Here is a 22,556-nt window from a genome sequence, read left to right as displayed (position 1 = left end):
AAATTGATCGAGGCTGGCGAGAAACATCTGTGCCCGCATTTGGTTGCATTGGCACGACATCAGCAGGGATGTTCCGATATTTTTGCCCGTTGCGGGATTAGCTGGAGGAACGTTTAACGGCATTTGTGAGTTAGGCTTCGTGGAAAAACGGATAATCGCCATGAAGATCAAGGCTCTTGCAGTTTTATTTTCGGTCGGATTGCTCGCAACCCAGCCTGCTTACGCGGACGAGGGCGCATTTCTCTCCTCGCTGAAGGGCACGTGGGCGGGAAAGGGAACCGTAATTACCCGGATCGGCACACCGCCCATTAACGTCAGCTGCACGCTGAATTCCAACGCGGGATCATCGTCACTCAACATGTCCGGCACTTGCCGCGGTCTTCTGGTGGTGAGGCGCGCGATCGCAGCCGATCTCTCGGAGAAGGGCGGGCGCTATAGCGGCGCCTATACGGGCCCTTCCGGTCGGCCGTCCGCACTATCGGGCACAAGAAAAGGAAACGCCATCAATCTGACGGTGCGATGGAACCGCGATATCAACGGCGACCGCGTTGCCGCCATGACCATCGAAAAGGTCGGCGCCAACGGCTTGCGGCTGCGCACGACCGATAAGGACGGCAGGACCGGCAAGACAGTGGTGACGAGCGACATCCAGCTGGTGCGTTGAAGAGCTTAGGCATAGCATCTCCACTTCTTCAGCTGAATTCAAGCAGCAACGGGCAATGATCCGAGACTTCGGGCTGCCTAACGACGTCGAAATGATCAACTTTCACAGCCGGATTGACCAGCAGGTAGTCGGCATATCTGTTCTGTTTGGCGTAATGTGAGGTTCTGGTATCTGTGAAACCGCGGGTCGTGACGAGCTCGACAAGATTGAGTTCATTCAACACGGTAAAGGTTTCGCTGTCGGGCAGGACATTAAAATCGCCGCAAACGATGACCCGGTCGCCATCCTCCGCAATGTTCTTGACGAGGTTCACAAGTCGTTTTGCCTGCGCCAGGCGGGCGGCGGTATCGTGTTTGCCGTCGAGGTCGCGTAGCCCATGCATATGGGCAATGACAGCCGGCTGTCCGGTGGCAAAGTCGAAAACCCTAATGGCGTGACCGGTGCGTGACCGTGGATGATCGCCATATCCGTCCGCAGAAAAGGTCCCATGGACGAAGCCCTGTGCCTGGGCAACGATGGCGATGGACTTGCGAACGAATGTGGCCAGTCCCCATTGGGAAAAATATCTAGTCGTACCGTGCCAGAGATCACCCTGCGCCGCGGGGCAGAATATCGCGACATGATCCGGCAGGGCATCGGCGACATCGCGGAGGAAATTCGCTCTCTGCGGAAGCTCGATGCCGTGATCACGATAGGTCAACCAATCCTCTTGGGCAGCGGGCGTATGCACCACTTCCTGCAGGCACAAGATATCCGGGTCGGACAGGGAGATGTAAGGGACGAGTTCGTCGTGGAGCTTTCCGCCCCAACCGTTCAGGCAGATAAGGCGCATGCACACTCCATCGCTTGATTGTGTGATCCGATTTAGCATGGAAGCGATGAAGATCAATCACACCCCATTCTTTTTCACTGCCGGGATTACGCCCACCTGAATGAGGAAGGCCCGAATTGCTTCGGGCCTTAGTCGTTCGAGCCCACATTGGCGCTGCGGCGCTGCCTTACATTTTCGGCAGCAGCACCTTGTCTATGACATGTATGACGCCGTTGGATTGTTTAACATCAGCGATGGTGACATGGGCGACCGTGCCATTCTCATCGGTGAGTGTGATTTTTCCCATGCTTTCTTTTGCCTTGAGTACGCAGCCGCCGACCGTCTTCACGTCGTGCTCGCCCTTGTCATCCTTGATCATTTTTTCGATGGCGGATGACAGTGCATTGGCTGCAACGACGTGGCAGGTGAGAACCTTGACCAGCTTCTGCTTGTTCTCTGGCTTCAGAAGATCATCGACCGCGCCTTTCGGAAGGGCCGCGAAAGCCTCGTTGGTGGGTGCAAAAACCGTAAACGGTCCTTTGCCCTGAAGTGTTTCCACAAGTCCGGCGGCCTTTACCGCGGCGACGAGGGTCGTGTGGTCTTTTGAGTTCACCGCATTTTCAACGATGTTCTTGTCCTCGAACATCGCCGCGCCGCCCACCTTGGGGTTCGCGGCATAGGCCGAAACCGTGCCGATGGAAAGAGCTGCAGCGAGCGTCAGGGCGCGAACGGAAAGCTTGTACATCATTATTCCTCCTTGTGACATCCAAGGCCCCGAAAGGTGGCTCTTCCAGCGGCCGCTATCGGTTATCCGTAGCGACACAAGAGACGGAAGCCGGTCTCGCAAAGTTTCAGGCGAGCCGGAAAAAAAAGATAAATGGCTGATTTAAAACATGGTCCCGGCGCGCGAAAGCCGAGGGTTCGTCCTGCGACGGGACGGAAAACGAAAAAGCCCGGATCGCTCCGGGCTTTCTGTCTCGAACGAAGGACAGCTTATTCGGCCGCCTCGGCATAGGCCTCCATCGGCGGGCAGGTGCAGATGAGGTTGCGGTCGCCATAGACATTGTCGATGCGGTTGACCGGCGACCAGTATTTGTCGATGCGGAATGCGCCGGGCGGGAAGCATCCCTTTTCGCGGCTATAAGGACGGTCCCATTCGCCGACGAGGTCCTCGACCGTATGGGGCGCGTTCTTGAGCGGATTGTTCGTCTTGTCCGCGCGGCCTTCCTCGATGTCGCGGGCTTCCTCGCGGATGGCCAGCATGGCATTACAGAACCGGTCGAGTTCCGCCTTGGTCTCGGATTCCGTCGGCTCGATCATCAGCGTGCCGGCAACCGGCCAGCTCATGGTCGGCGCGTGGAAACCGCAGTCGATCAGGCGCTTGGCCACGTCATCGACAGTCACGCCGCAGCTGTCTGCCAGCGGGCGGGTGTCGATAATGCATTCATGTGCCACGCGTCCCGTTTCGGATTTGTAGAGCACGTCATAAGCACCCTTCAGCCGCTCGGCGATGTAGTTGGCGTTGAGGATCGCAACCTTGGTTGCCTGCGTCAGCCCTTCGCCGCCCATCATCAGGCAGTAGCTCCAGGAAATCGGCAGGATGGACGGCGAACCGAACGGGGCGGCAGACACCGCACCCTCGCGGCCGTCGGTCGCCGGATGGCCGGGCAGGTAAGGAGCAAGATGCGCCTTGACGCCGATCGGCCCCATGCCCGGACCACCGCCACCGTGCGGAATGCAGAAGGTCTTGTGCAGGTTAAGGTGCGAAACGTCGGAGCCGATATCGCCGGGACGGGCAAGGCCCACCATGGCGTTCATGTTCGCGCCATCAAGATACACCTGACCGCCATGCTTGTGGGTGATCTCACAGATCTCGCGAACCGTCTCCTCGAACACGCCGTGAGTGGACGGATAGGTGATCATGCAGCATGAGAGGTTTTCGGCGTACTGCTGTGCTTTTGCACGGAAATCATCAATATCGATATCACCGTTGTCCCGCACTTTCACCGGCACCACCTTCATGCCCACCATCTGCGCCGAGGCAGGGTTGGTGCCATGCGCCGAGGTCGGAATGAGGCAGACATCACGGTGTGTCCCGCCATTGGCGAGGTGATAATTGCGGATGGTCAAAAGCCCGGCATACTCGCCTTGCGCACCGGAATTCGGCTGCATGGAGAAGGCGTCGTAACCTGTGACCGAGCACAGCTTTTCGGAGAGATCGTCGATCATCTCCTTGTAACCGAGTGCCTGATTGGCCGGTACGAAGGGATGGATGTCGGAAAATTCCGGCCAGGTGATCGGCAGCATCTCCGCCGTCGCATTGAGTTTCATGGTGCAGGAACCGAGCGGGATCATCGAGCGGTCGAGTGCCAGATCGCGGTCCGAAAGACGGCGGATGTAGCGCGTCATCTCGCTTTCGGCACGGTTCATGTGGAAGATCGGATGCGTCATGTACTGGCTGGTACGCAGCAGCTCCTTCGGCAGGCGATAGTCCGGCGTGAAATCCGAGACCGAGAAATTGCCGCCGAAAGCGCGCCAGACGGCTTCCAGCGTTGCGGGGCGCGTACGCTCGTCAAGGCTCATGCCGATCTTGGTGGCGCCGACCTTGCGCAGGTTCACGCCTTCCGCGACGGCCGAACGCAGGATAACGCCCTGCATATGGCCGACTTCGACGGTGATCGTGTCGAAGAAGGTCTCCGGCTCGATGGTGTAACCGAGCTTTTCCAGTCCCTTGGCCATCAGCACGGCCTTCTGGTGGGTCTGCTGGGCGATCGCCTTGATGCCCTGCGGGCCATGGAAGACGCCGTACATCGAAGCCATGACTGCCAGCAGCACCTGCGCCGTGCAGATGTTGGAGGTGGCCTTCTCACGGCGAATATGCTGCTCGCGGGTCTGCAGCGACAGGCGATAGGCGCGGTTGCCGCGCGCATCGACCGAGACGCCGACGAGACGGCCCGGCATGGAGCGCTTATGCGCATCCTTGACGGCCATGTAAGCGGCATGCGGACCGCCGTAGCCGACCGGAACGCCAAAGCGCTGCGAGGTGCCGATGGCGATGTCAGCGCCCATTTCGCCGGGAGATTTCAGCAGCGTCAGGGCCAGAAGATCGGCGGCGACGGCGGCAATCGCGCCCGTCTGATGCAAGCGGGAAATCAGGCCGGAGAAATCGCTGAGATGTCCGTGCGTGCCGGGATACTGGAAGATCGCGCCAAACACGTCGACCGGATCGAGATCGGTGAAGGGGTTGCCGACAATCACCTTCCAGCCGAGCGGGGCCGCACGGGTCTCGATCAGCGCGATGGTCTGCGGATGGCAATTGGCATCCACGAAGAAGGCGGTCGCCTTGGATTTCGCGACGCGCTGGCACATGGCCATGGCTTCGGCGGCCGCAGTCGCTTCATCGAGCAGCGAGGCGTTGGCGACGTCAAGGCCGGTCAGATCGCAGACCATGGTCTGGTAGTTCAGCAGCGCCTCAAGACGGCCCTGGCTGATTTCCGGCTGGTATGGCGTATAGGCCGTGTACCAGGCCGGGTTTTCCAGAATGTTGCGCTGGATGACCGGCGGCGTGATGGTGCCGTAATAGCCCTGACCTATCAGCGAGGTCAGGACCTGGTTCTTGTTTGCCGTCTCGCGAAGACGATCCAGCGCCTCACGTTCGGTCAAGGCCGCACCCCAGGTGAGAGGCACTTTTTGACGGATGGAGGAGGGAACGGTGGCGTCGATGAGCGCGTCGAGGCTCTTATAGCCGACGACCTTCAGCATCTCGGCCATTTCCGACGGCGACGGCCCGATGTGACGCCGGTTGGCGAAATCATAGGGCTGATAGTCGGTGAAATGGAATTCGGTGGGCGTCGTCATTACGCTATCAGCTCCTTGTAGGCTGCCTCGTCGAGCAGCGTATCGGCATCTGCAACGTTGGAAAGCTTGAGTTTGAAGAACCAGCCGGCGCCTTGAGGATCGGAATTGACCAGCGAGGGGTCGTCGACGATGGCCTGGTTGATCTCGACCACTTCGCCATCCAGCGGACAATAGACGTCGGAAGCCGCCTTGACGGATTCAACGGTTGCGGCTTCTCCATCCTTGGAGAAGGTGGCACCCACTTCCGGCAATTCGACGAAAACGAGATCGCCGAGCTGTTCAGCGGCGTGGCTGGTAATGCCAACGGTGGCGACATCGCCTTCGAACTTCAGCCATTCGTGTTCTGCAGTAAATTTCAGCATCGTGTTCTCTCCGGAGATGGGATGAAATTATCGTTTGTAGGTGGGCTTGATGAAGGGCAGGGCGGCGACGGTGACGGGCAGATATTTGCCGCGCACTTCCGCGAAGATCGCAGTGCCGGGAGCGGCGTAAGAAACAGGCACGTAACCCATGGCGACGGGGCCTTCGACCGAAGGACCGAAACCGCCCGAGGTCACTTCGCCGATTTCCGTCTTGCCTTCAGCATCCGCAAAAAGCTTCGAATGGCCACGCACCGGTGCCTTGCCCTCGGGCTTCAGGCCGACGCGGCGGCGCGATGTGCCGTCCTTCAGTTCACCAAGAATGCGTTCCGCGCCCGGGAAACCGCCTTCGCGATCACCGCCGGCGCGGCGCGCCTTCTGGATCGCCCATTCCAGCGATGCTTCGATGGGGGAGGTCGTGGTGTCGATGTCATTACCGTAAAGGCAAAGGCCTGCTTCCAGCCGCAGGCTGTCACGCGCGCCAAGTCCGATGGCTTCGCAATCGGGATGTTCGAGCAAGGCCCTGGCGATCTCTTCTGCCTTGTCTGCCGGCACGGAAATTTCAAAGCCGTCTTCACCGGAGTAACCGGAGCGGGAGACGATGCAGGCAACATCGTGCAGCGGCACCTCCTGCACGTCCATGAATTTCATCTCGGAAACGCCCGTCCAGAGTTCGGCCAGTACCTCCTCGGCGCGGGGGCCCTGCAGCGCGATCAAGGCGCGGTCCTCGAGAAGGGTGATTTCGCAGCGGTCTGAAAGATGCGCCTTCATATGGGCGACGTCGGCATCCTTGCAGGCCGCGTTGACGACGACGAAAAGGTGATCGCCGCGATTGGTGATCATCAGATCATCAAGAATGCAGCCCTTGTCGTCGGTGAAGAAACCGTAGCGCTGGCGGCCTTCCTTGAGGCCGAGAATATCCACCGGCACCAGCTTTTCCAGTGCCTGTGCGGCATCGGCGTTGTTGCCGGACTTTGCCTTCACAATCACCTGCCCCATATGGGAGACGTCAAAGAGACCGGCTGAGGTGCGGGTTTGAAGATGCTCCTTCAAAACGCCGGCCGGATATTGCACGGGCATGTCGTAACCGGCGAATGGCACCATGCGGGCGCCAAGCGATAGGTGCAGGGAATGAAGCGGCGTGGTTTTCAGCGCGGCGGTATCGTCCAAGGACGCCTCCAGGGTTGCGCGAGCAATCGCGCGGGCTCAGGTCGTGGCGCAGATGCGCCGGTTCAAGAGCCCCCTCTGTCCTTGTCGCCTGAGATTGTTATCCCTTCGGCGAGCCGTCCTTATGAAAGGTGGCTTCTCTCCAGAGTTCCGTCGTCATCGCTGGTCCTTTTGCCTGAGAGTTTCCGGGGCGGTTGCTCCTTCGGCACCGCATTGAAGCGGTTTCTCCCAACGATGATGCGACGCTCATTATCTTCGAAGACCCGCTATTGGCAAGGACCAAATGACGCATCTGAACAGATTCTTGCTCCATCTGCGCCATCATCCCTCATCTCTCTCGCAACGACGTTTTGATATTGTCATTCCGTCATCATTCCAACGAATGGGAATGGCGGTGGAAAGACGCCGTCATTCCGATTTTTTTGCCGGCAGACCCTTGCGTTTCGTTGAGGCAAAATCCTCAAGTTCCTTTTCCGTCATGGACTTCTCCATGCTTTTTGAAGCACCTTTTAAACTGGATTTCTTCGTTTCGCCCCTTTTGGCGGCGAGTGCTGCACCCGCGGCTTTCTGCTGGGCTTTCGATTTGGCAGGCATGTCATGTCTCCCTTAAACGATCCGTGTTGCAGGAAAATGCCGCCTTGCGGCGATTGTTCCTCATACACGTCAAGCCTGCGGCAAAATTCCCCTTTGAAATCGAAGGGAAGCGCGATATCGCATGAGATCATGGGCGCACATCGAAAAAGACGGCTGACAGGGATCGAGAAAATGCTTCGCATTTTCTGTGCAATCCTGATGCTGTCGCTCGGTTTTGCCCATAGGCCGGCGCTTGCCGCAGCCCCCGCAGTCGCGCTCGATGAAAGCTACCGGCTGCCTGATGGTACCTTTGCGGAGATCTGCCTCGGCCATGGCGGCGGGGTGAATGCCTCGCATGCCAAGGAGGGGCCCGCCCATTCGGGCGACGCGATCCTGTTTTGCGAGGCCTGCCTGCTGGCCTCGTCCATTCTTCTTCCGGTCCCCGACAAGGAAAGCTGGCTGAAGACCGAATTTGCCTGGCTTGAGAACCGCCCGTCCACCGATTGGCGTTTCCACCCGGTCCCGACGATCCGCAAACCGTTCGCACGCGGCCCGCCAGCCTTGTCCGCCTGATTTTTCATCTTACAGGATCATCGCCGCCGAACCGGTGGCAAGAAACGGCTGCTTGAACCCGAAGGGCTGGCAGTCGCAGGGACAGACAAATGAAAACCACCAAGATCATCACATCGACCCTTTTTATCGCCGCGGTTTCCACCGCGCAGGCTTCTGCCCACGCCACCTTCGTTGACGGCTCGGCCGAACAGGAAAGCACTGTCGTCGCCGCTCTTCAGGTGCCGCACGGTTGCGAAGGCGGGCTTGCCACGACGGAAGTGCAGATCAAGCTGCCGGAGGGCTTCATTTCCGCCAAGCCGCAGCCGAAGGCCGGCTGGGAGCTGGAGGTCATCAAGGGCGATTACCAGAAGGCCTATAAAAATCACGGCACGGAGATCAAAAGCGGGCCCGTCGAAATTCGCTGGAAGGGCGGCAATCTGCCGGACGAATTCTACGATACCTTTGCCGTGCAGGGGAAGGTTTCCGGCGTCGAGGTGGGGCAGGAACTACCCTTCAAGGTGACACAGCTTTGCGGCGACAAGGGCAAGGTTTCCTGGGATGAAGTGGCTGCAGCTGGTGTCGATCCCCACTCGCTGAAAAATCCCGCGCCGACCATCAAGGTCACCGCCAAAGCCCATGCGGGCGGCCACGATCACGCGGGTATGAGCATGGATATGGATGTCGTGAAGGCTGGCAATCTCGAAGTATCTGGCGGCGCGACGAAGGCCATGTTGCCGGGCCAGCCCGTCGGTGGCGGTTATGTGACGATCAAGAATGGCGGCGATAGCGACGACAAGCTGATCGGTGTCGAATCGTCTGCCGCCGGACGCGCTGAAATCCATGAAATGGCCATGGTCAATGACGTGATGAAGATGCGCAAGCTGGACGAGGGCATCGTCATTCCCGCCGGTCAGACCGTGGAATTGAAACCCGGCGGCCTGCACATGATGTTCTTCGACGTGAAGAAGCCCTTTGCCGAAGGAGACAAAGTGCCGGTAACGCTGATCTTCGAAAAAGCCGGGAAGGTCGACGTCATACTGTCTGCGGGAGCTGCCAAGGGCGGCGGCGACCATCAACATAATTGACCAACGAAAAGCGGCTACCGGAACGCGTGACAGGTCCGGTAGCCGCAAGATTTCTCATTTGTCCGGTCTATTGTTTCGGCGCCGCGGCGGAAAACGGATGACGCTCGCTTTTGGTGATTTCCGGAAGCCGGGTGTAGATATCTAGAAACTCAACCTGACACCAAGCTGAATGCCACTCCCGCAACGACAGGGTTGAAATCTAACAAGCGACATCAGGATGTCTGTCTATCATCCTGATTCAAAAGAATATCATCTGATTTTTTGGGGAGGTTGTTTTCCTCGTATGCCTCCACGGCCTGCTCAAGCGTCGCCTGCGGTTCCTGATGCTGGCTGGCGACGGTCAGGAAATAGAGGGTGAGGGCTGGTGGCTTGATCACAGTCATCATGCCGCGAAGCTGGAAGTCGTCGCTGTTCTCGGCCTTGCGCGCGAGTTCGTGAATGGCCTCTTCGACCTCGCTCCGGCGCGGCACGCGCTGTGACGGTTTTACAGCCTCCAGCGCATAGGCTGCCGTGTTCGCAGAAACGGAAAGAACCTGTGTCATTCAACCTCCGGCCATCGTTGCCGACCTTCAAAAACCGCAGGTTAGCATCTGCGTGTTGTTGGAAGGCTAAATCGTGGAGGCGTAATTTAATCGTATTTTAACAGCTGGCAGTGCCCGGCCAAGGGTTTCGCAGGCGGTTTACGTGGTCTAAAAATCTAAGCGGACCGTGAGGTCCGGCCGTTCCCTCCGGAGATAAATGCATGATCAATATAGTCCTCGTCGCAGCGGGCGGCGCAATCGGTTCCGTCTTCCGTTATCTGGTCGGCGTCTGGAGCGTCCGGCTGGCGGGGGTGAATTTCCCCTGGGGAACGCTTACGGTCAACGTGGTGGGTTCTTTCCTGATCGGTCTCCTGGTGGAGCTCGTGGCGCGACGTCTGAATGCCTCGATGGAAATGCGTCTTTTTCTCGTGACCGGCGTGCTCGGCGGTTTCACGACGTTTTCATCTTTTTCGCTCGATGCTGTCTCGCTTTTTGAACGCGGCGCGCTCGGCCTTTCTGCCGTTTACGTTCTTGCGAGCCTTTCGGTTTCCATCGCCGCGGTTTTCGCCGGGCTGGCCTTGGGCCGCAACTTGTTCTAAAGGCTTGATCCAAACGGCGCGCCGAAGAAACGGCTGCGCGATCAGGACAGAGAGACTGGAAAATTTATGGCAGGTATCGAGCATATCAAGGTCGAGGCCGACGAGGCCGGTATGCGCCTCGATCGCTGGTTCAAGATTCACTATCCGGGGCTTGGGTTCGGCCAGTTGCAGAAGCTGCTGCGATCCGGCCAGGTGCGTGTGGATGGCGGCCGGGTGAAGACGGACGCGCGGGTGCAGCCGGGACAGATGGTGCGCGTGCCGCCGGTCGATTCCGATATGAAGACCAAAAGCGGTCCGATCGGCTCGAAGGACCTCAAACATTCCGCCGATGGCGAGCTGTTGGCACGAATGCTGCTGCATGAAGACGACAAGGTGTTCGTTTTCAATAAGCCTGCTGGCATCGCCGTTCAGGGCGGCTCGGGGGTGACCCGGCACATTGACGGCTTGCTGGAAGCCTGGACCAACCAGAAGGGCGAAAAGCCGCGTCTCGTGCACCGGCTGGATCGTGATACGTCGGGTGTGCTGGTGGTTGCCCGTACCAGAGGTGCCGCGCAAAAACTGACCGCCGCCTTCCGCGAACGCGACACCAAGAAAACCTATTGGGCGCTCGTCAAAGGCGTGCCGCGCAAGCACCAGGACAAGATTTCCACCTGGCTGGTCAAGGAACAGACGATCGACGGAGACCGCATGCGCATCGCCAAGCATGGCGAGGAGGGCGCCGATCACGCCGTGTCCTATTACCGCGTCATCGATACCGCCGCGCACAACCTCGCCTGGCTGGAAATGGAGCCCTATACCGGCCGCACCCATCAGCTTCGCGTGCACGCGCTGCATATGGGGCACCCGATCATCGGCGATCCCAAATATTACATCGACGATCCAAACTGGGATTTTCCCGGCGGCATCCAGAAGCGCCTGCATCTGCATGCGCGCCATATCGACATTCCGCATCCGAATGGCGGCCGGCTTCGGGTCAGCGCACCCCTGCCGCCGCATATGGTACAGACCTGGAACCTGCTCGGTCTCGACGTGGCCGATGGCGATAGGGAAGACTGACGGCAGATGAAACTGGTTCTTTTCGATTGCGACGGAACGCTGGTGGACAGCGCGGGCCTGATCCATGCGGTCATGGCCGATACGTTCGCCGATTTCGGCAAGCCGCGCCCCGATATCTCCGAAACCAAGGCGATCATCGGTCTGACGCTGGATATCGCCATCGCCCGCATGCTCGGCAAGGCTCATGTTGATGACGAGGTTCAGGCGATGACCCAGCGTTATAAGGAAATCTACCATCCGATCCGTGCACGTCCGGGGATGATCGAGCCGCTTTTCGAGGGCATCGCCCCGCTGATCGACACCCTTTCAAGGCGAGATGACGTGCTGATCGGTGCGGTGACGGGCAAGGGGAGGCGCGGGCTGACCCACATTCTCGAAACCCATGGATTTGCCAGGCACTTCATTGTCTCGCGCACGGCGGATGATTGCCCTTCCAAGCCGCATCCGGCCATGGTGACGGAATGCTGCCATGAAACCGGCATGGTTCCGGCCGATACTGTCGTTATCGGCGACGCGGTCTATGATATGCAGATGGCAAAAGCTGCGGGCGCAAAAGCGATCGGCGTCGCCTGGGGTTATGCGTCCATCGACGAACTCTGGACGGCGGGCGCCGATGCGGTCGTCAGCCACCCGCGTGAAATCCCGGTCTATGTTCCGACCGATAATCCCTAATTATCCTTTCTACCGACCGATGAGGATGTGCCATGCGTGATCTCCTGAACGACCTTTCGGAAGGCCTGAGCCACCCCGATCCGATCTTGCGCGCGCAGATCCAGATGCAGAAACCGCTGCCCAAGCGGTTCTACAAGGATGTGACGGTCGGCGAGGCGGCGGAGGAAGGCTTCACCATCCTTCTCGACGGTAAGCCGTTGCGCACCCCCGCCAAGAAGCCGTTGGTCGTGCCGTCGAGGTCGCTCGCGGAATTGCTTCGCGATGAATGGGACGCCCAGACCGAGGTCGTCAATCCGGTTGTCATGCCGGTGTCGCGCCACGTGAACACGGCCATCGACGGCGTCGCCAATGATACGCAGGCGGTTTTTGAGGATATATTGCGGTTTTCCTCCTCCGATCTCCTCTGCTACCGCGCTGGTGAACCGGAAGCGTTGGTCGCGCGCCAGACGGACCATTGGGATCCCGTGCTCGACTGGGCGGCCAATGTACTTGGCGCGCGCTTCATTCTGGTGGAGGGCGTAATGCATCGCGACCAGCCGCGGGAGGCCATCGCTGCCTTTGCAGTGACGCTGAAAAAATACGATACACCGATCGCGCTCGCGGCACTCCATACCATGACGTCGCTGACAGGGTCTGCCATTCTGGCGCTGGCGCTGGCGGAAGGAGAGCTGACGCTTGAGGAAGCCTGGGCGCTTGCCCATCTGGATGAAGACTGGACTGCGGAACAATGGGGTGAGGATGAGGAGGCGCTGGAGCGCCGGGCCGTCCGTCTCATCGACATGCGTGCCGCGGTCAATGTTCTGGAGTCTCTGACGAGCGCATCTTAACGCTTTTCTAACCCTGATCGACGATCATCAGGCTACCTCACGTAAGGGGAGCCGCAGATCATGACAACCATGCTGAAACGCCTTGGCATCATTGTGCTGGCGTGTTTCATGCTCATGTCTTTCAGGCTTGAACCGGAAGCGACCAGTGCCGATCGGCTGCTTTACGACGTGCGCGGCGCGTTTGTTGCAGCACGACCGGATGTGGCGCCGGCGCTGATGCAGTCCATTCATGCGCAGGTTCAGAATGCGATTAAGACCACAGCACGGGGAGAGACCCGACCGCGCGTGGTGCTGACCATCCGCCTTGCATCCGTCACACGCGGTCCCTTCCTTTTCGGTGAAAAGGCCTCCGCCAAGGTCATCGTGCGGGCCGCCGCCGTGGCCACGGGCGAGGTGATCGCCGAAGCCAAATTCACCGCCACCGTCGTAAGCTTCGATGACGAGGCTTTAGAACAGGAGCTTGCTTATGGCGTTGCCGAGCGGGTGATCCGCGAATTCAGATTGAACCGGCCGGGTCCGACCACGCTGGCGACAGCGCTGTTTCCATAGATTGGACCAAAGGCGTGAGCGGGACTGCGGCAGTCATCCGCGCGCCATCGCCGGAAACCATCTTCTGCTTTGACAAAGTGCGTCTCGATATTCACATACGTCACGTATCTCAATTGACATGCGTCGTGTAGGTTACTATCTCACATACGCAACGTATGTGAATTGGGCGTCCGGAGTTCTTCTTCCGACGCCACTCAGCCAAAAAGAGAGATGCAAGATGAGCAAACGCGAGGCAATTTTTCCCGCAGACCGGCACGCGCTTTACGAACAGCACGGTTACTCCGCGGCAATTCGGTCGGGTGACCTTCTTTTCGTTTCCGGCCAGGTCGGCAGCCGTGCCGACGGAACGCCCGAACCCGACTTTGAGCGTCAGGTTCGGCTTGCTTTCGAAAATCTCGCGGCCACGCTCAAGGCCGCGGGATGCACGTTCGACGATATTGTCGACGTGACGACGTTCCATACCGACCCGCAGAACCAGTTCGGGACGATCATGGCCGTTAAGCAGGAGATTTTCAGCAAACAGCCTTATCCGAACTGGACCGCCGTCGGCGTCAACTGGCTTGCGGGCTTCGATTTCGAGATCAAGGTGATCGCCCGCATCCCGTGAGATGCGGTCGGCCTGAAGGGGCGGCGTTCGCAGGCGCCGCCCGCTTTGTGTTTGCCGCTTATCCGAGCCGTTCGGCATGCCATTTCAGATGATCGTCCATGAAGGTGGAGATGAAATAATAGGAGTGATCGTAGCGGTCGTGCAGGCGCAGCGTCAGGCCGATATCCGTGCCTTTGATCGCCTCTTCGAACAGCCATGGCCGCAGGCCCTTTTCCAGGAAACTATCGGCCTTGCCCTGATCGATCAGGAATTCGGGAAAACGCGCACCGTCCTCCACCAGTGAGCAGGCGTCGTATTGACGCCATGCTGCCCGGTCCGGTCCCAGATATTTTTCCAGCGCCGGTTCCGACCAGTCAGCGGAGGAGGGAGCCACGATCGGCGCGAAAGCGGAGCAGCTTTTGAACCGTTCGGGGTTTTTCAGGGCGATTGTCATCGCGCCGTGGCCGCCCATGGAGTGGCCGAAAATGCCCTGACGGCTCATATCGGCGCGGAAATGCTGGCCGACCAGTGCAGGCAACTCCTCCGTCACATAGCTGTACATCCGGTAGTGCTCCGACCAGGGTTCCTCGGTCGCGTCGATATAAAATCCCGCGCCTTTGCCCATCTGCCAGTTGGTCAGTTCATCCGGTACGTCATTGCCGCGCGGACTGGTGTCGGGGCACACGATGATGAGACCAAGTTCGGAAGCCATGCGGCGATATTCGCCCTTCTCCATGACATTGGCGTGGGTGCAGGTGAGGCCGGAGAGATACCACAGGACGGGGCATGGCTCGTGGATTGCCTTCGGCGGTACGTAAACCGCAAAGGTCATCTCGCATTTCAGGGTCTCGGATACATGGGAAAATACGCCCTGCATGCCACCAAAGGCCGTATTTTGCGAAATAATGTTCATGAAGCCATTCCTTTGAAAAAAAATCCGGTTCAACCGGCAAGCGAGACTGCGGCATTGACGGCTGCCGCTACCAGAACCGTGTTGAAGAAGAAAGAGACGATGGAGTGCAGCAACGTGACCTTGCGCATGGCGGTCGTGGTCACACCCACGTCCGAGGTCTGCGCCGTCATGCCGATCACCACGGCGAAATAGAGAAAGTCGTAACCGCAGGGCTCTTTGGTCGCGGGGAAGTCCATGCCGCCGCGATGCTGGCGCTTGCCGTCGACCGTGTGCGGACGCCAGTAAAGATGCGCGTAGTGCAGGGCCGTCATGGTGTGGATAGTCAACCAGCCGAAAATCACCGAGGCGAAAGCGATGACCAGCGTCCAGACGGTTTCACCGGTATGGTTTAGCGCCTGAAAAAGGGACACCACGGCGACGGTCACTGCCAGCAGCGTCACGGCGATGATGGCAATTGCGGGGAGATCGTCGCTGTCGGCATGGGCTTTCAGATGCTGCGCCGTCAATTTGGAAAGACGAAAGGCAACCAGCGTCAGATAGGTCAGGAAGAAAGAAACTGCCGCGATTTCTATTGCCACGGAAGGCGCGAGAGCCAATGCAATACCGAGGCCGGAAGCCCCGACAAGAACGGCGATGAAAAAAGGTTGATGGCGGCGATAGGTATTGCTGTTGGAGCTGGCCGGGGTCATGGGTTGGGCCTTTCTGCTTGCGGCATCACTTTTTGACACGGCGGCAGAAACGGTCAAGGGTCTCCAGAAAAGCGGATCGATCGCGTGGCGAAAAAGCGGCATTATAGCCCTTGCTTTCACCGGTTTCGCGCAGATGTGCACCTAGGTCTCGCATCGCCGTAGCCATGCCGATATTCGACTGGTCGAAAACGCGGCCAGTCGGACCCGTCACCAGTGCGCCTTTGGCAACACAGCGTCCGGCCAGCGGCACATCGGCGGTAACGACGATATCGTTCTCGCCGGCATGATCGGCAATCCAGTCGTCCGCCGCGTCGAAACCGGCGGAAACAATGACATTTCTGATCATGGGGTCGCGGGACGGGCGCAGACCGGAATTGGCAACAAAGGTTACCTCCAGCCCATGCCGCTCCGCGACCCTGAGGATTTCCGGCTTCACTGGACAGGCATCGGCATCGACGTAAATTTGCGGATTTTGCTGCATGGACACTCTTTTGGATCGTTCTGCCACGCTTCTAAGCGCAAATGCTGCGATTACCAAGCCCGCGATTGGTAAATTGCGGGCGAGGCAAGGGCAGGGCGTGGCGCTTGCGAAGGATCCGGAAATGAATTATGTTCCCCTTATGTTCTTTCCCAAAAGGGTTCGATGCTGGAAGAGTTCATAGTGAGGGCCAAGTCCGCCACATATGTTGGCGGGGGCAACAAATCCGCCACGCCCACTCGCACGGGATCGCATGATCTTGGCTATCGCGACGGAGACTGGCACTATATCGACAGCTATTTCGGCGGAACCGATTTCATCGGTCAAGAGGTCGTCTGGCACCGGGGGACAGCCATGTGGGCGATGAACTATCACGGCCGCATCCTCCGGCCCGATATGATCGACGCCACAACGGCCGGCATGGTCATTCAACGTTCGCTTTCCACGCTCTATCGGGAAGGGCGGTTTCTGGGCGGCTTCACGCACTCGGTGGAGAATTTGGTCTATGTCGACACGAATGCAGGCGAATTTCAGTCGTTCACCGGCGTCGAGCGCATTTATCTCGGACATTTCGAGACGTACCGGCTCGACTATCATGGCGGGGTCATAAAGCCATGAAAATTGCGATGATGGGGCGATGATGTTTCGCCGCCCCATCAGGCTTCAAATCAGCCCGGCTGCTTCGTCTTGCGCAGATAGGGAAGAACCGTGTCATAGGAACCAAAACGCGCAATCGCATCCTCATTGGAGACGGCGGCGGTAATGATGACGTCTTCGCCTTGCTTCCAGTTGGCTGGCGTCGCCACTTGGTGTTTCGAGGTCAGCTGGATGGAATCGATGGCGCGGAGGATTTCCTCGAAGTTGCGGCCGGTGGTCATGGGGTAGGTGAGGACCAGCTTGATCTTCTTGTCAGGACCGATGACGAAGACCGAGCGTACGGTGGCGTTATCGGCCGGTGTGCGGCCTTCCGAGCTGTCGCCGGCGCCGGCCGGCAGCATGTCGTAAAGCTTCGCGACCTTCAGGTCCTTGTCGCCGATCAGTGGATAATCGACATTGAAGCCAGTGGCGGTGCGGATGTCGTTCTTCCATTTTTCATGGCTTTCGACGGGATCGACCGAGATACCGATGATCTTCACACCGCGCTTTTCGAATTCCGGCTGCAGGCCGCCCATGGCGCCGAGTTCGGTGGTGCAGACCGGCGTAAAATTCTTCGGATGCGAAAACAGGACCGCCCAGCCATCGCCAATCCAGTCGTGAAAGCTTATCGGACCATGGGTGGTCTCGGCGGTGAAGTCGGGCGCTATATCGTTGATACGCAGGCTCATCTGGTGCTTTCTCCCTAATCATTTGAACTGAAAACTGATGGTGCGGCAATCCGTCTCCAGCGCAGGAGCTTAGAGTTTTTGCGTGAAATGGCCAGCCCTTTAGCGTGTGCCGACAACACGATGCGTTGTTTTCGCTCATTCCGGCGCCTATTGTGACACCACGCCGGGCGACAGAATTGCGGGGGCAATTTTGCATGGGGGAGTGATGGAGAACAGCAATGACAATCACCATTACCGCCTTTGAACGCTCGCCCGATGGCGGCAAGGGTCTTGCCCGCGACATGCGTGTCCGCTGGGCACTGGAGGAAGTGGGGCAACCGTACGAGGTTCGCCTTCTTTCCTTCAAGGCGATGCGGGAGCAAGGGCATCTTGCACTTCAGCCCTTCGGGCAGATCCCGACCTATGAGCAGGGCGATCTCGTCCTGTTCGAATCCGGTGCGATAATATTCCACATAGCCGAGCGCCACGCCGGCCTGTTGCCGCGGCAAGCGAACGCGCGGGCGCGCGCGATCATGTGGATGTTTGCGGCGCTCAGCACCGTGGAACCACCGATAGTCGAGCATTTTGTCGCCGGTTTTGTCGAAAGGGACAAGAGCTGGCGTCGTGAACGCCTGGAAATCGTCGATGAACGTATTCGCAAGCGACTTGGCGAACTGTCCCAGCGACTGGGTGAGGGCGAGTGGCTCGACGGCGCGTTCAGCGCCGGCGACCTGTTGATGATATCGGTGCTGCAACGGATAAGAAGCTCTGGCATTCTCGATGAATATGCGAACCTTGCAGCTTATGTGGCGAGAGGCGAGGCGCGTCCCGCCTACCGACGCGCATTTGCCGATCAGTTGGCGGTTTTCAAAGCCGCATCGAACTAATTGATACGCATCGCGAGGGCCCGAACTTCAGGCCCTCGCTGTGCGCTAGCACTCCGCTGTAACAGATTTCCACAAACATGCCGGATCGAGGTCATCGCACCGCTCGATCACGATCCGCGTGCCGTTTTTCACCTGGCGTCGCCATGGATCGGAGGCGTCGCCGTGCGTGCGAATCCGGCCGCCGCGCTGAAGCCTTTGTAGAAGCGACCGCGAAAGCGCGAGCTCAGACGCCAGCAGGCGATCGAGGCGTATACCGGTCTGGAACGGAACGATGAGATCAATTTCCGCCACGGCCCAATCCGGAGGTTCATCCCGTATCTGTTTCACGATATCGAATTCGGAAAACACGTCGACGCGCGGCGATCTGCGTCTCAACGCCTCGAGATTGAACGTTTCCAACCTTATCCATTGCGGGTCATTGTTCTGCAGCGCCTCGAGAACAGAGGGGCTGATGTCGCGAATAGTCCGCCGCTCAAAGATCGGCCGGTTCCAGCTCCTGTCGCATATCCGGCATCTGTATATGAGCCAGGCATCCAGCTTGCGGCCATTGGCATTGAGGCGGATCTTGCCGCTCGGCTGAAATGGCCTCGCTTCTCCGCATCCGCTGCAGGCAATCCAGGGCTGCGGCGCGGTTCTGGGTGTAACGGTCCACTGGACCCGAAATATATTGCACATAGTCGGTTGGTCTTCCATTCGGAAGTCCACCAAGATGGTGCAGGAGAAAACCCATGCGGGAACGGCGTGGCGGTGTTCTGGAGTGGTGAAGAGCTGAAACAGCATAGCTGCGCAGGGCACATTGTAACGATGCCAGACCGGTCTCTTGCCACCACCCGATGAACATGATCATGCGGCGACAGCCGGTGGCTATCCGCACAGGGTGAAACTGGATTGAGACCGGTATTTACTTAGGCAAAGTCTACCTCGATGCGCCAATGCTCTTCTCTAGGAGCAATAACAGATAAACGGCGGCAGATGGAGTCCCTCATAGAAAAGACGACCAAGTTCTTATCTTTGAAAGATTTATAATAAATACAATGGCTTGTCTGCTAATATTAAACTCATACAAGAATTGCATTTTACGGGAAGAGGGAAGGTCTGGCTCAAGCCCAATCTGGACATCGACAGAGAGCTGTGCGCATCGTGAATCATGTCGCTGATGCAAGACCTCGAGAAAATTCTGGACATTGTCCTGCCAATCGATCCCAGCTTTCGGCGCATCGAACCGGCGATGATAGACCGCTGCATTTATGATACCCGACGATACGCTTTGGAGGGCTCCAAAGAGGCCTTTCTGTTTTCCGCGATGCGCCTGCTTGCGCTTCCCGACAACGGACACACACGGTTGATCCCGAACGATTCCATTTCGGTGCTCCCGCTGAGGTTTGTAAGCGTTGAAACGGGGGTGCAGTTAACTGACACGGCACTGGAAACAACTGTGCCAAGAGGGGATCTGATAGCAGTCAACGGCATACCCCTTGGCCAGATTGAAGCCGCCGCAGGGAAATTTCTGGCGGGAACGCGCCAGCGGAAACGGGTGATCGGACCGATTCTCCTCGCATGGCCATATGCATTGGCTCATCTCGGGTTTTCTTCAAAAGAGAGTAGCACTGAATATCGCCTGAAAGGCGAGAATGCGCAGATCACCGACCTGAAAGTGGAGAACCGGCTTACCGTTCCGGCATCGATGCTCTACCCGAGAAACGAGCATGGCAAGGCTGACCCGGCCTGGAAACCTCGGGCATTTGTGGAGATTGAGGACCGGCAGGAGTTTGGGCTTTCAATATTATTGCCGAGTTTCTTCGACCCAAGCGAAAGTGCGCTGCCGAAAGCCATCTCCGCTGCAGCGGAGCGCGTGAGAACCTGCGAGAACAACAAACTCTTGATTGATGTTCGCGGAAACACCGGTGGCGATTTTCTTCAAACTGTGCCCTTGATCGACGCCATCTCTGAAAACGAAGGCAGGCAGGTTGTTGTGCTTGTCGATAAGTTCACGTTTTCTGCAGCGATAGTATTTGTGGCCATTCTCAAACATCGTCTGGGACGTAGGCTCAAGCTCGTCGGGGAAGAAATGGGCGACGGCCTGACGTTTTTTGCCGAGGGAGGGTTGCTCGATTTGCCGACCAGTGGAGCGGTCGTTCGATACTCATCAGCCTTTCACGACTGGGAGAACGGAACCAGCGACGAAACCACACCGGCTGAGATCGCACAGCAAATTGTTCCTGCAGGAAAACTGCATCTCGATTTGGAATGGATCGAAGGGCCTGCCGCTGAGGTTTCACAAGAAGCGTTCCATCAGCGAGTTTTAAAGGTTCTGTGTGATTAGACGAGGGGCCATTTATGCCAGCGAGCGATCTGGCTTCTCTCATCCATGCCGGTATTGGGACAGGCGTGTTTCACTGACTGTGCCTTGCAGGAGACAACCCATAGGAACATTTGCAGGTTGACGTCATTCCCGAACCCGCCAGCACGCATACAATAATCGCATAAGATAGATTATGGAACTTTTTGTGCTTGATTACCGGGAATGCCGTAAGCTGTCAGATCGCAGCGCCGTTGCCCTCATCATTGAAAAGCGCCGCTTGTCGCATTGATAGCCATATCCAGGTCGATCATAACTCTCCTGATGCCTCTCGGCGTCGCAGATCGAGCTCTTCACTGTAGCGTCTCAGCGTGTGACTTTCGGTAAGCAGGCCAACGGGACGATTTTCGATCTTGTCGTTGACGACGACGAGTGCTTCGCTTTCTGCCGCGTCAAAGGCTGCCGCCGCCTGCCGTGCATTCATGGTCGGCAGCAATACGTCGTTCTTGTAGTGCAGATAGGTCTCGAGGCTGATCTTGCTTGGGTCGCGATCCATCGGATCGGCATAGATTTCCGGCACGAGAACGATCCCGGCATAACGCCCGTCATCGTGGGTCATGATGACCCGCTGCGTCGAACCGAGCGGGAACTTCTCCTTGAAGGCCGGAAGCCCCATGCTGACATTGGCCTTGCGGATGTCAGCGCGCATCATCTTGCCCACCGTCAGGTCGCGGATCCAGCCGATGTCATGGGCGCTGCGAATGCTCTCACCGCGCAGGTGAAAACGCCAGGTGGCGAAGGAGTAGCCGAATGTGGTGCGCACCACCAGCGATGTGGTGATGACGGCGGCAAGCACGAGCGCCGTAATCTGGAAGTCGCCGGTCAGTTCCAGCGCCAGAAATGTCATTGTCAGCGGACCACCGATGATGGCGGCGGCAAAGGCGCTCATGCCGATCACGGCGTAGACGATCGGGGCCGTCGAGCCATAGCCGATATAGGGCGCGCAGAGTGCGAAAATCTTGCCGAGCAGCGATCCCATGAACAGCGAGGCGAAAAACAGGCCGCCGCGGAAATTCGAACCTATCGAGATCGCGCTGGCCGCCGCCTTCAGCAGGAACAATCCTGCAAGCCCGTAGATCGTCAGGTCGGCATCGATGTTGAGATGCAAGGCTCCATGGCCGCTCGAGAGAACCTGCGGTGAAATCAACGCCAGCCCACCGACAACGATGCCGCCAAGCGTAGGACGCAGCCAGCCAGGAATAGCGCTTTTGCGCGCCGTCTCCTCAATGAAGGACACCGCCTGCATGAGCACGATACCGATTGCCGCGCACACAACCCCAAGGAAAATAGCCGGCACGTAATCGGCGGGCGTCACGCGGCTGGCATCGACGATATCGATGGAAAGGCCATGGCCGCCAATCAGGCCGATAACGGTTGTCGCCACCAGCGCCGAAACGATCAGCGGTGCGAGCGTGACGACTGTATAGGTGCCGATGATGAGTTCGATGGCGTAAAATGCGCCAGTCAGAGGCGCGTTGAAGGCGGCCGCGATGGCGCCCGCGGCGCCGCAGCCAACGAGGATGCGCATGTCCCCTCGCCTCAGTTTCAGCTTGATGCCGATCTTCGATGCGACGCCGCTGGCAATCTGCGTGTAGCCCGCCTCAAGCCCGACAGATGCGCCAAAACCGTTGGAAACGATGTTCTGCACGCAGACAATGATGCTGTCCGTGAGCGACAGGCGGCCACCATGCAGCGCATTTGCCTCGATGGGGTCGACCATCGGCTTTTTGCGGGTTTTGGAGAGGATGAAGATGATCAGCCCAAGCAGGACACCGCCCATGATCGGCCCCACCAGCACGATCTGTCCGGAAAGATCGCTGCTGCTTAGACGTTCGACGCCAAAGACGAGCACATGCAATGCCGTGCTCAAAGCGCCGATCAACGCCACCAGCAGGCCGGCTGCGATGCCGATGAGCACGGCAAGCGCGACGAGGCCGAGTTCGCCGCGTCGGAACATGGCGCGCAGGCGGCTGGCGCGCAGATTGTCGAAGAAGCTCGCCATACTCGGTGCACGGAAAGGCTTAGTCGACATGCTGTTCCTTTTCAG

25 protein-coding genes and 1 riboswitch are annotated in these 22,556 nt (G+C 58.4%); of the genes, 12 read left to right on the top strand and 13 right to left on the bottom strand.

Features of this window, described 5'->3' with window-relative positions:
- The first annotated feature begins 160 nt into the window (after positions 1-160).
- Positions 161-664, top strand: coding sequence for a hypothetical protein (locus AGR2A_RS09200; RefSeq protein ID WP_004441826.1), 504 nt, complete (start codon positions 161-163; stop codon positions 662-664).
- 28 nt (positions 665-692) lie between these two features.
- On the opposite strand, the gene AGR2A_RS09195 is transcribed toward AGR2A_RS09200, so the two are convergent.
- From AGR2A_RS09195 to AGR2A_RS09170, 6 genes are all read right to left on the bottom strand, one after another.
- Entirely contained in the window at positions 693-1,496 is an 804-nt protein-coding gene (locus AGR2A_RS09195; protein ID WP_006697439.1) for an endonuclease/exonuclease/phosphatase family protein, read from the bottom strand.
- A gap of 166 nt (positions 1,497-1,662) precedes the next feature.
- Positions 1,663-2,220, bottom strand: coding sequence for a fasciclin domain-containing protein (locus tag AGR2A_RS09190; RefSeq protein WP_006697440.1), 558 nt, complete (start codon positions 2,218-2,220; stop codon positions 1,663-1,665).
- 248 nt (positions 2,221-2,468) lie between these two features.
- The gene (gene gcvP / locus AGR2A_RS09185; protein WP_072494380.1) at positions 2,469-5,333 is read right to left on the bottom strand and encodes an aminomethyl-transferring glycine dehydrogenase; all 2,865 of its coding nucleotides are present in this window, start codon (positions 5,331-5,333) and stop codon (positions 2,469-2,471) included.
- Positions 5,333-5,695 (bottom strand): glycine cleavage system protein GcvH, encoded by a 363-nt coding sequence (gene gcvH / locus AGR2A_RS09180; RefSeq protein ID WP_004441817.1) that lies wholly within the window; start codon positions 5,693-5,695, stop codon positions 5,333-5,335. Before gcvH ends, gcvP begins: the two co-directional genes overlap by 1 nt.
- A 27-nt stretch (positions 5,696-5,722) precedes the next feature.
- Positions 5,723-6,862: a glycine cleavage system aminomethyltransferase GcvT gene (gene gcvT / locus AGR2A_RS09175; protein ID WP_072494379.1), complete on the bottom strand. Its 1,140-nt coding sequence runs from the start codon at positions 6,860-6,862 to the stop codon at positions 5,723-5,725.
- Between the two features lie 150 nt (positions 6,863-7,012).
- Positions 7,013-7,100: riboswitch (glycine riboswitch) on the bottom strand.
- A 167-nt stretch (positions 7,101-7,267) separates the two neighbouring features.
- Entirely contained in the window at positions 7,268-7,453 is a 186-nt protein-coding gene (locus tag AGR2A_RS09170; protein ID WP_006697443.1) for a DUF3008 family protein, read from the bottom strand.
- A 171-nt stretch (positions 7,454-7,624) separates the two neighbouring features.
- On the opposite strand from AGR2A_RS09170, the gene AGR2A_RS09165 reads away from it, so the two are divergent.
- A complete protein-coding gene (locus AGR2A_RS09165; protein ID WP_080823058.1) occupies positions 7,625-8,005 on the top strand; it encodes a hypothetical protein in 381 nt (126 codons plus the stop codon).
- An 89-nt stretch (positions 8,006-8,094) separates the two neighbouring features.
- On the top strand, positions 8,095-9,069 hold the full coding sequence (locus AGR2A_RS09160; RefSeq protein ID WP_072494378.1) for a copper chaperone PCu(A)C: 975 nt from the start codon (positions 8,095-8,097) through the stop codon (positions 9,067-9,069).
- A 212-nt stretch (positions 9,070-9,281) separates the two neighbouring features.
- On the opposite strand, the gene AGR2A_RS09155 is transcribed toward AGR2A_RS09160, so the two are convergent.
- Complete coding sequence (locus AGR2A_RS09155; protein ID WP_045534982.1) at positions 9,282-9,611, bottom strand: hypothetical protein; 330 nt, start codon at positions 9,609-9,611, stop codon at positions 9,282-9,284.
- 200 nt (positions 9,612-9,811) lie between these two features.
- On the opposite strand from AGR2A_RS09155, the gene crcB reads away from it, so the two are divergent.
- From crcB to AGR2A_RS09125, 6 genes are all read left to right on the top strand, one after another.
- Positions 9,812-10,189: a fluoride efflux transporter CrcB gene (crcB, locus tag AGR2A_RS09150; RefSeq protein ID WP_006697447.1), complete on the top strand. Its 378-nt coding sequence runs from the start codon at positions 9,812-9,814 to the stop codon at positions 10,187-10,189.
- Between the two features lie 66 nt (positions 10,190-10,255).
- On the top strand, positions 10,256-11,245 hold the full coding sequence (locus tag AGR2A_RS09145) for an RluA family pseudouridine synthase (RefSeq protein ID WP_072494377.1): 990 nt from the start codon (positions 10,256-10,258) through the stop codon (positions 11,243-11,245).
- A gap of 6 nt (positions 11,246-11,251) precedes the next feature.
- On the top strand, positions 11,252-11,917 hold the full coding sequence (locus tag AGR2A_RS09140; RefSeq protein ID WP_072494376.1) for an HAD family hydrolase: 666 nt from the start codon (positions 11,252-11,254) through the stop codon (positions 11,915-11,917).
- 32 nt (positions 11,918-11,949) lie between these two features.
- Positions 11,950-12,744: an ATP12 family chaperone protein gene (locus AGR2A_RS09135; protein WP_022556166.1), complete on the top strand. Its 795-nt coding sequence runs from the start codon at positions 11,950-11,952 to the stop codon at positions 12,742-12,744.
- 60 nt (positions 12,745-12,804) lie between these two features.
- The gene (locus tag AGR2A_RS09130; RefSeq protein ID WP_035208812.1) at positions 12,805-13,293 is read left to right on the top strand and encodes a hypothetical protein; all 489 of its coding nucleotides are present in this window, start codon (positions 12,805-12,807) and stop codon (positions 13,291-13,293) included.
- Between the two features lie 217 nt (positions 13,294-13,510).
- Positions 13,511-13,900: a RidA family protein gene (locus AGR2A_RS09125; RefSeq protein ID WP_004441786.1), complete on the top strand. Its 390-nt coding sequence runs from the start codon at positions 13,511-13,513 to the stop codon at positions 13,898-13,900.
- Between the two features lie 58 nt (positions 13,901-13,958).
- On the opposite strand, the gene fghA is transcribed toward AGR2A_RS09125, so the two are convergent.
- The 3 genes from fghA to AGR2A_RS09110 are packed head-to-tail and all read right to left on the bottom strand — an operon-like array spanning position 13,959 to position 15,962.
- Positions 13,959-14,792 (bottom strand): S-formylglutathione hydrolase, encoded by an 834-nt coding sequence (gene fghA / locus AGR2A_RS09120; RefSeq protein ID WP_037092782.1) that lies wholly within the window; start codon positions 14,790-14,792, stop codon positions 13,959-13,961.
- A 29-nt stretch (positions 14,793-14,821) separates the two neighbouring features.
- The gene (locus AGR2A_RS09115) at positions 14,822-15,481 is read right to left on the bottom strand and encodes a DUF1345 domain-containing protein (protein ID WP_004441782.1); all 660 of its coding nucleotides are present in this window, start codon (positions 15,479-15,481) and stop codon (positions 14,822-14,824) included.
- A gap of 25 nt (positions 15,482-15,506) precedes the next feature.
- The gene (locus AGR2A_RS09110; protein ID WP_037092779.1) at positions 15,507-15,962 is read right to left on the bottom strand and encodes a YaiI/YqxD family protein; all 456 of its coding nucleotides are present in this window, start codon (positions 15,960-15,962) and stop codon (positions 15,507-15,509) included.
- Positions 15,963-16,124: 162 nt separating this feature from the next.
- Here AGR2A_RS09110 and AGR2A_RS09105 point away from each other — a divergent pair, with 162 nt between their 5' ends.
- Entirely contained in the window at positions 16,125-16,577 is a 453-nt protein-coding gene (locus tag AGR2A_RS09105) for a DUF5680 domain-containing protein (RefSeq protein WP_037092778.1), read from the top strand.
- A gap of 50 nt (positions 16,578-16,627) precedes the next feature.
- Here the strand turns inward: AGR2A_RS09105 and AGR2A_RS09100 are convergent, their stop codons facing one another.
- Positions 16,628-17,284, bottom strand: coding sequence for a peroxiredoxin (locus AGR2A_RS09100; RefSeq protein ID WP_037092776.1), 657 nt, complete (start codon positions 17,282-17,284; stop codon positions 16,628-16,630).
- A gap of 218 nt (positions 17,285-17,502) precedes the next feature.
- Between AGR2A_RS09100 and AGR2A_RS09095 the strand changes: the two genes are divergently transcribed.
- Entirely contained in the window at positions 17,503-18,150 is a 648-nt protein-coding gene (locus AGR2A_RS09095; protein ID WP_072494375.1) for a glutathione S-transferase family protein, read from the top strand.
- Positions 18,151-18,195: 45 nt separating this feature from the next.
- Here AGR2A_RS09095 and AGR2A_RS09090 read toward each other — a convergent pair whose 3' ends face one another.
- Entirely contained in the window at positions 18,196-18,825 is a 630-nt protein-coding gene (locus AGR2A_RS09090; RefSeq protein ID WP_072494374.1) for a DUF1062 domain-containing protein, read from the bottom strand.
- A 472-nt stretch (positions 18,826-19,297) separates the two neighbouring features.
- On the opposite strand from AGR2A_RS09090, the gene AGR2A_RS09085 reads away from it, so the two are divergent.
- A complete protein-coding gene (locus AGR2A_RS09085) occupies positions 19,298-20,473 on the top strand; it encodes a peptidase S41 (protein ID WP_045534945.1) in 1,176 nt (391 codons plus the stop codon).
- A 286-nt stretch (positions 20,474-20,759) separates the two neighbouring features.
- On the opposite strand, the gene AGR2A_RS09080 is transcribed toward AGR2A_RS09085, so the two are convergent.
- The gene (locus AGR2A_RS09080) at positions 20,760-22,541 is read right to left on the bottom strand and encodes a chloride channel protein (protein ID WP_004441767.1); all 1,782 of its coding nucleotides are present in this window, start codon (positions 22,539-22,541) and stop codon (positions 20,760-20,762) included.
- Positions 22,542-22,556: the final 15 nt, after the last annotated feature.

The organism is Agrobacterium genomosp. 2 str. CFBP 5494, assembly GCF_900013495.1.
GTDB classification, from domain to species: Bacteria; Pseudomonadota; Alphaproteobacteria; order Rhizobiales; family Rhizobiaceae; genus Agrobacterium; species Agrobacterium pusense.
Note: the sequence above shows the minus strand (reverse complement) of the source record. Positions and strands in the feature narration are given on the sequence as shown.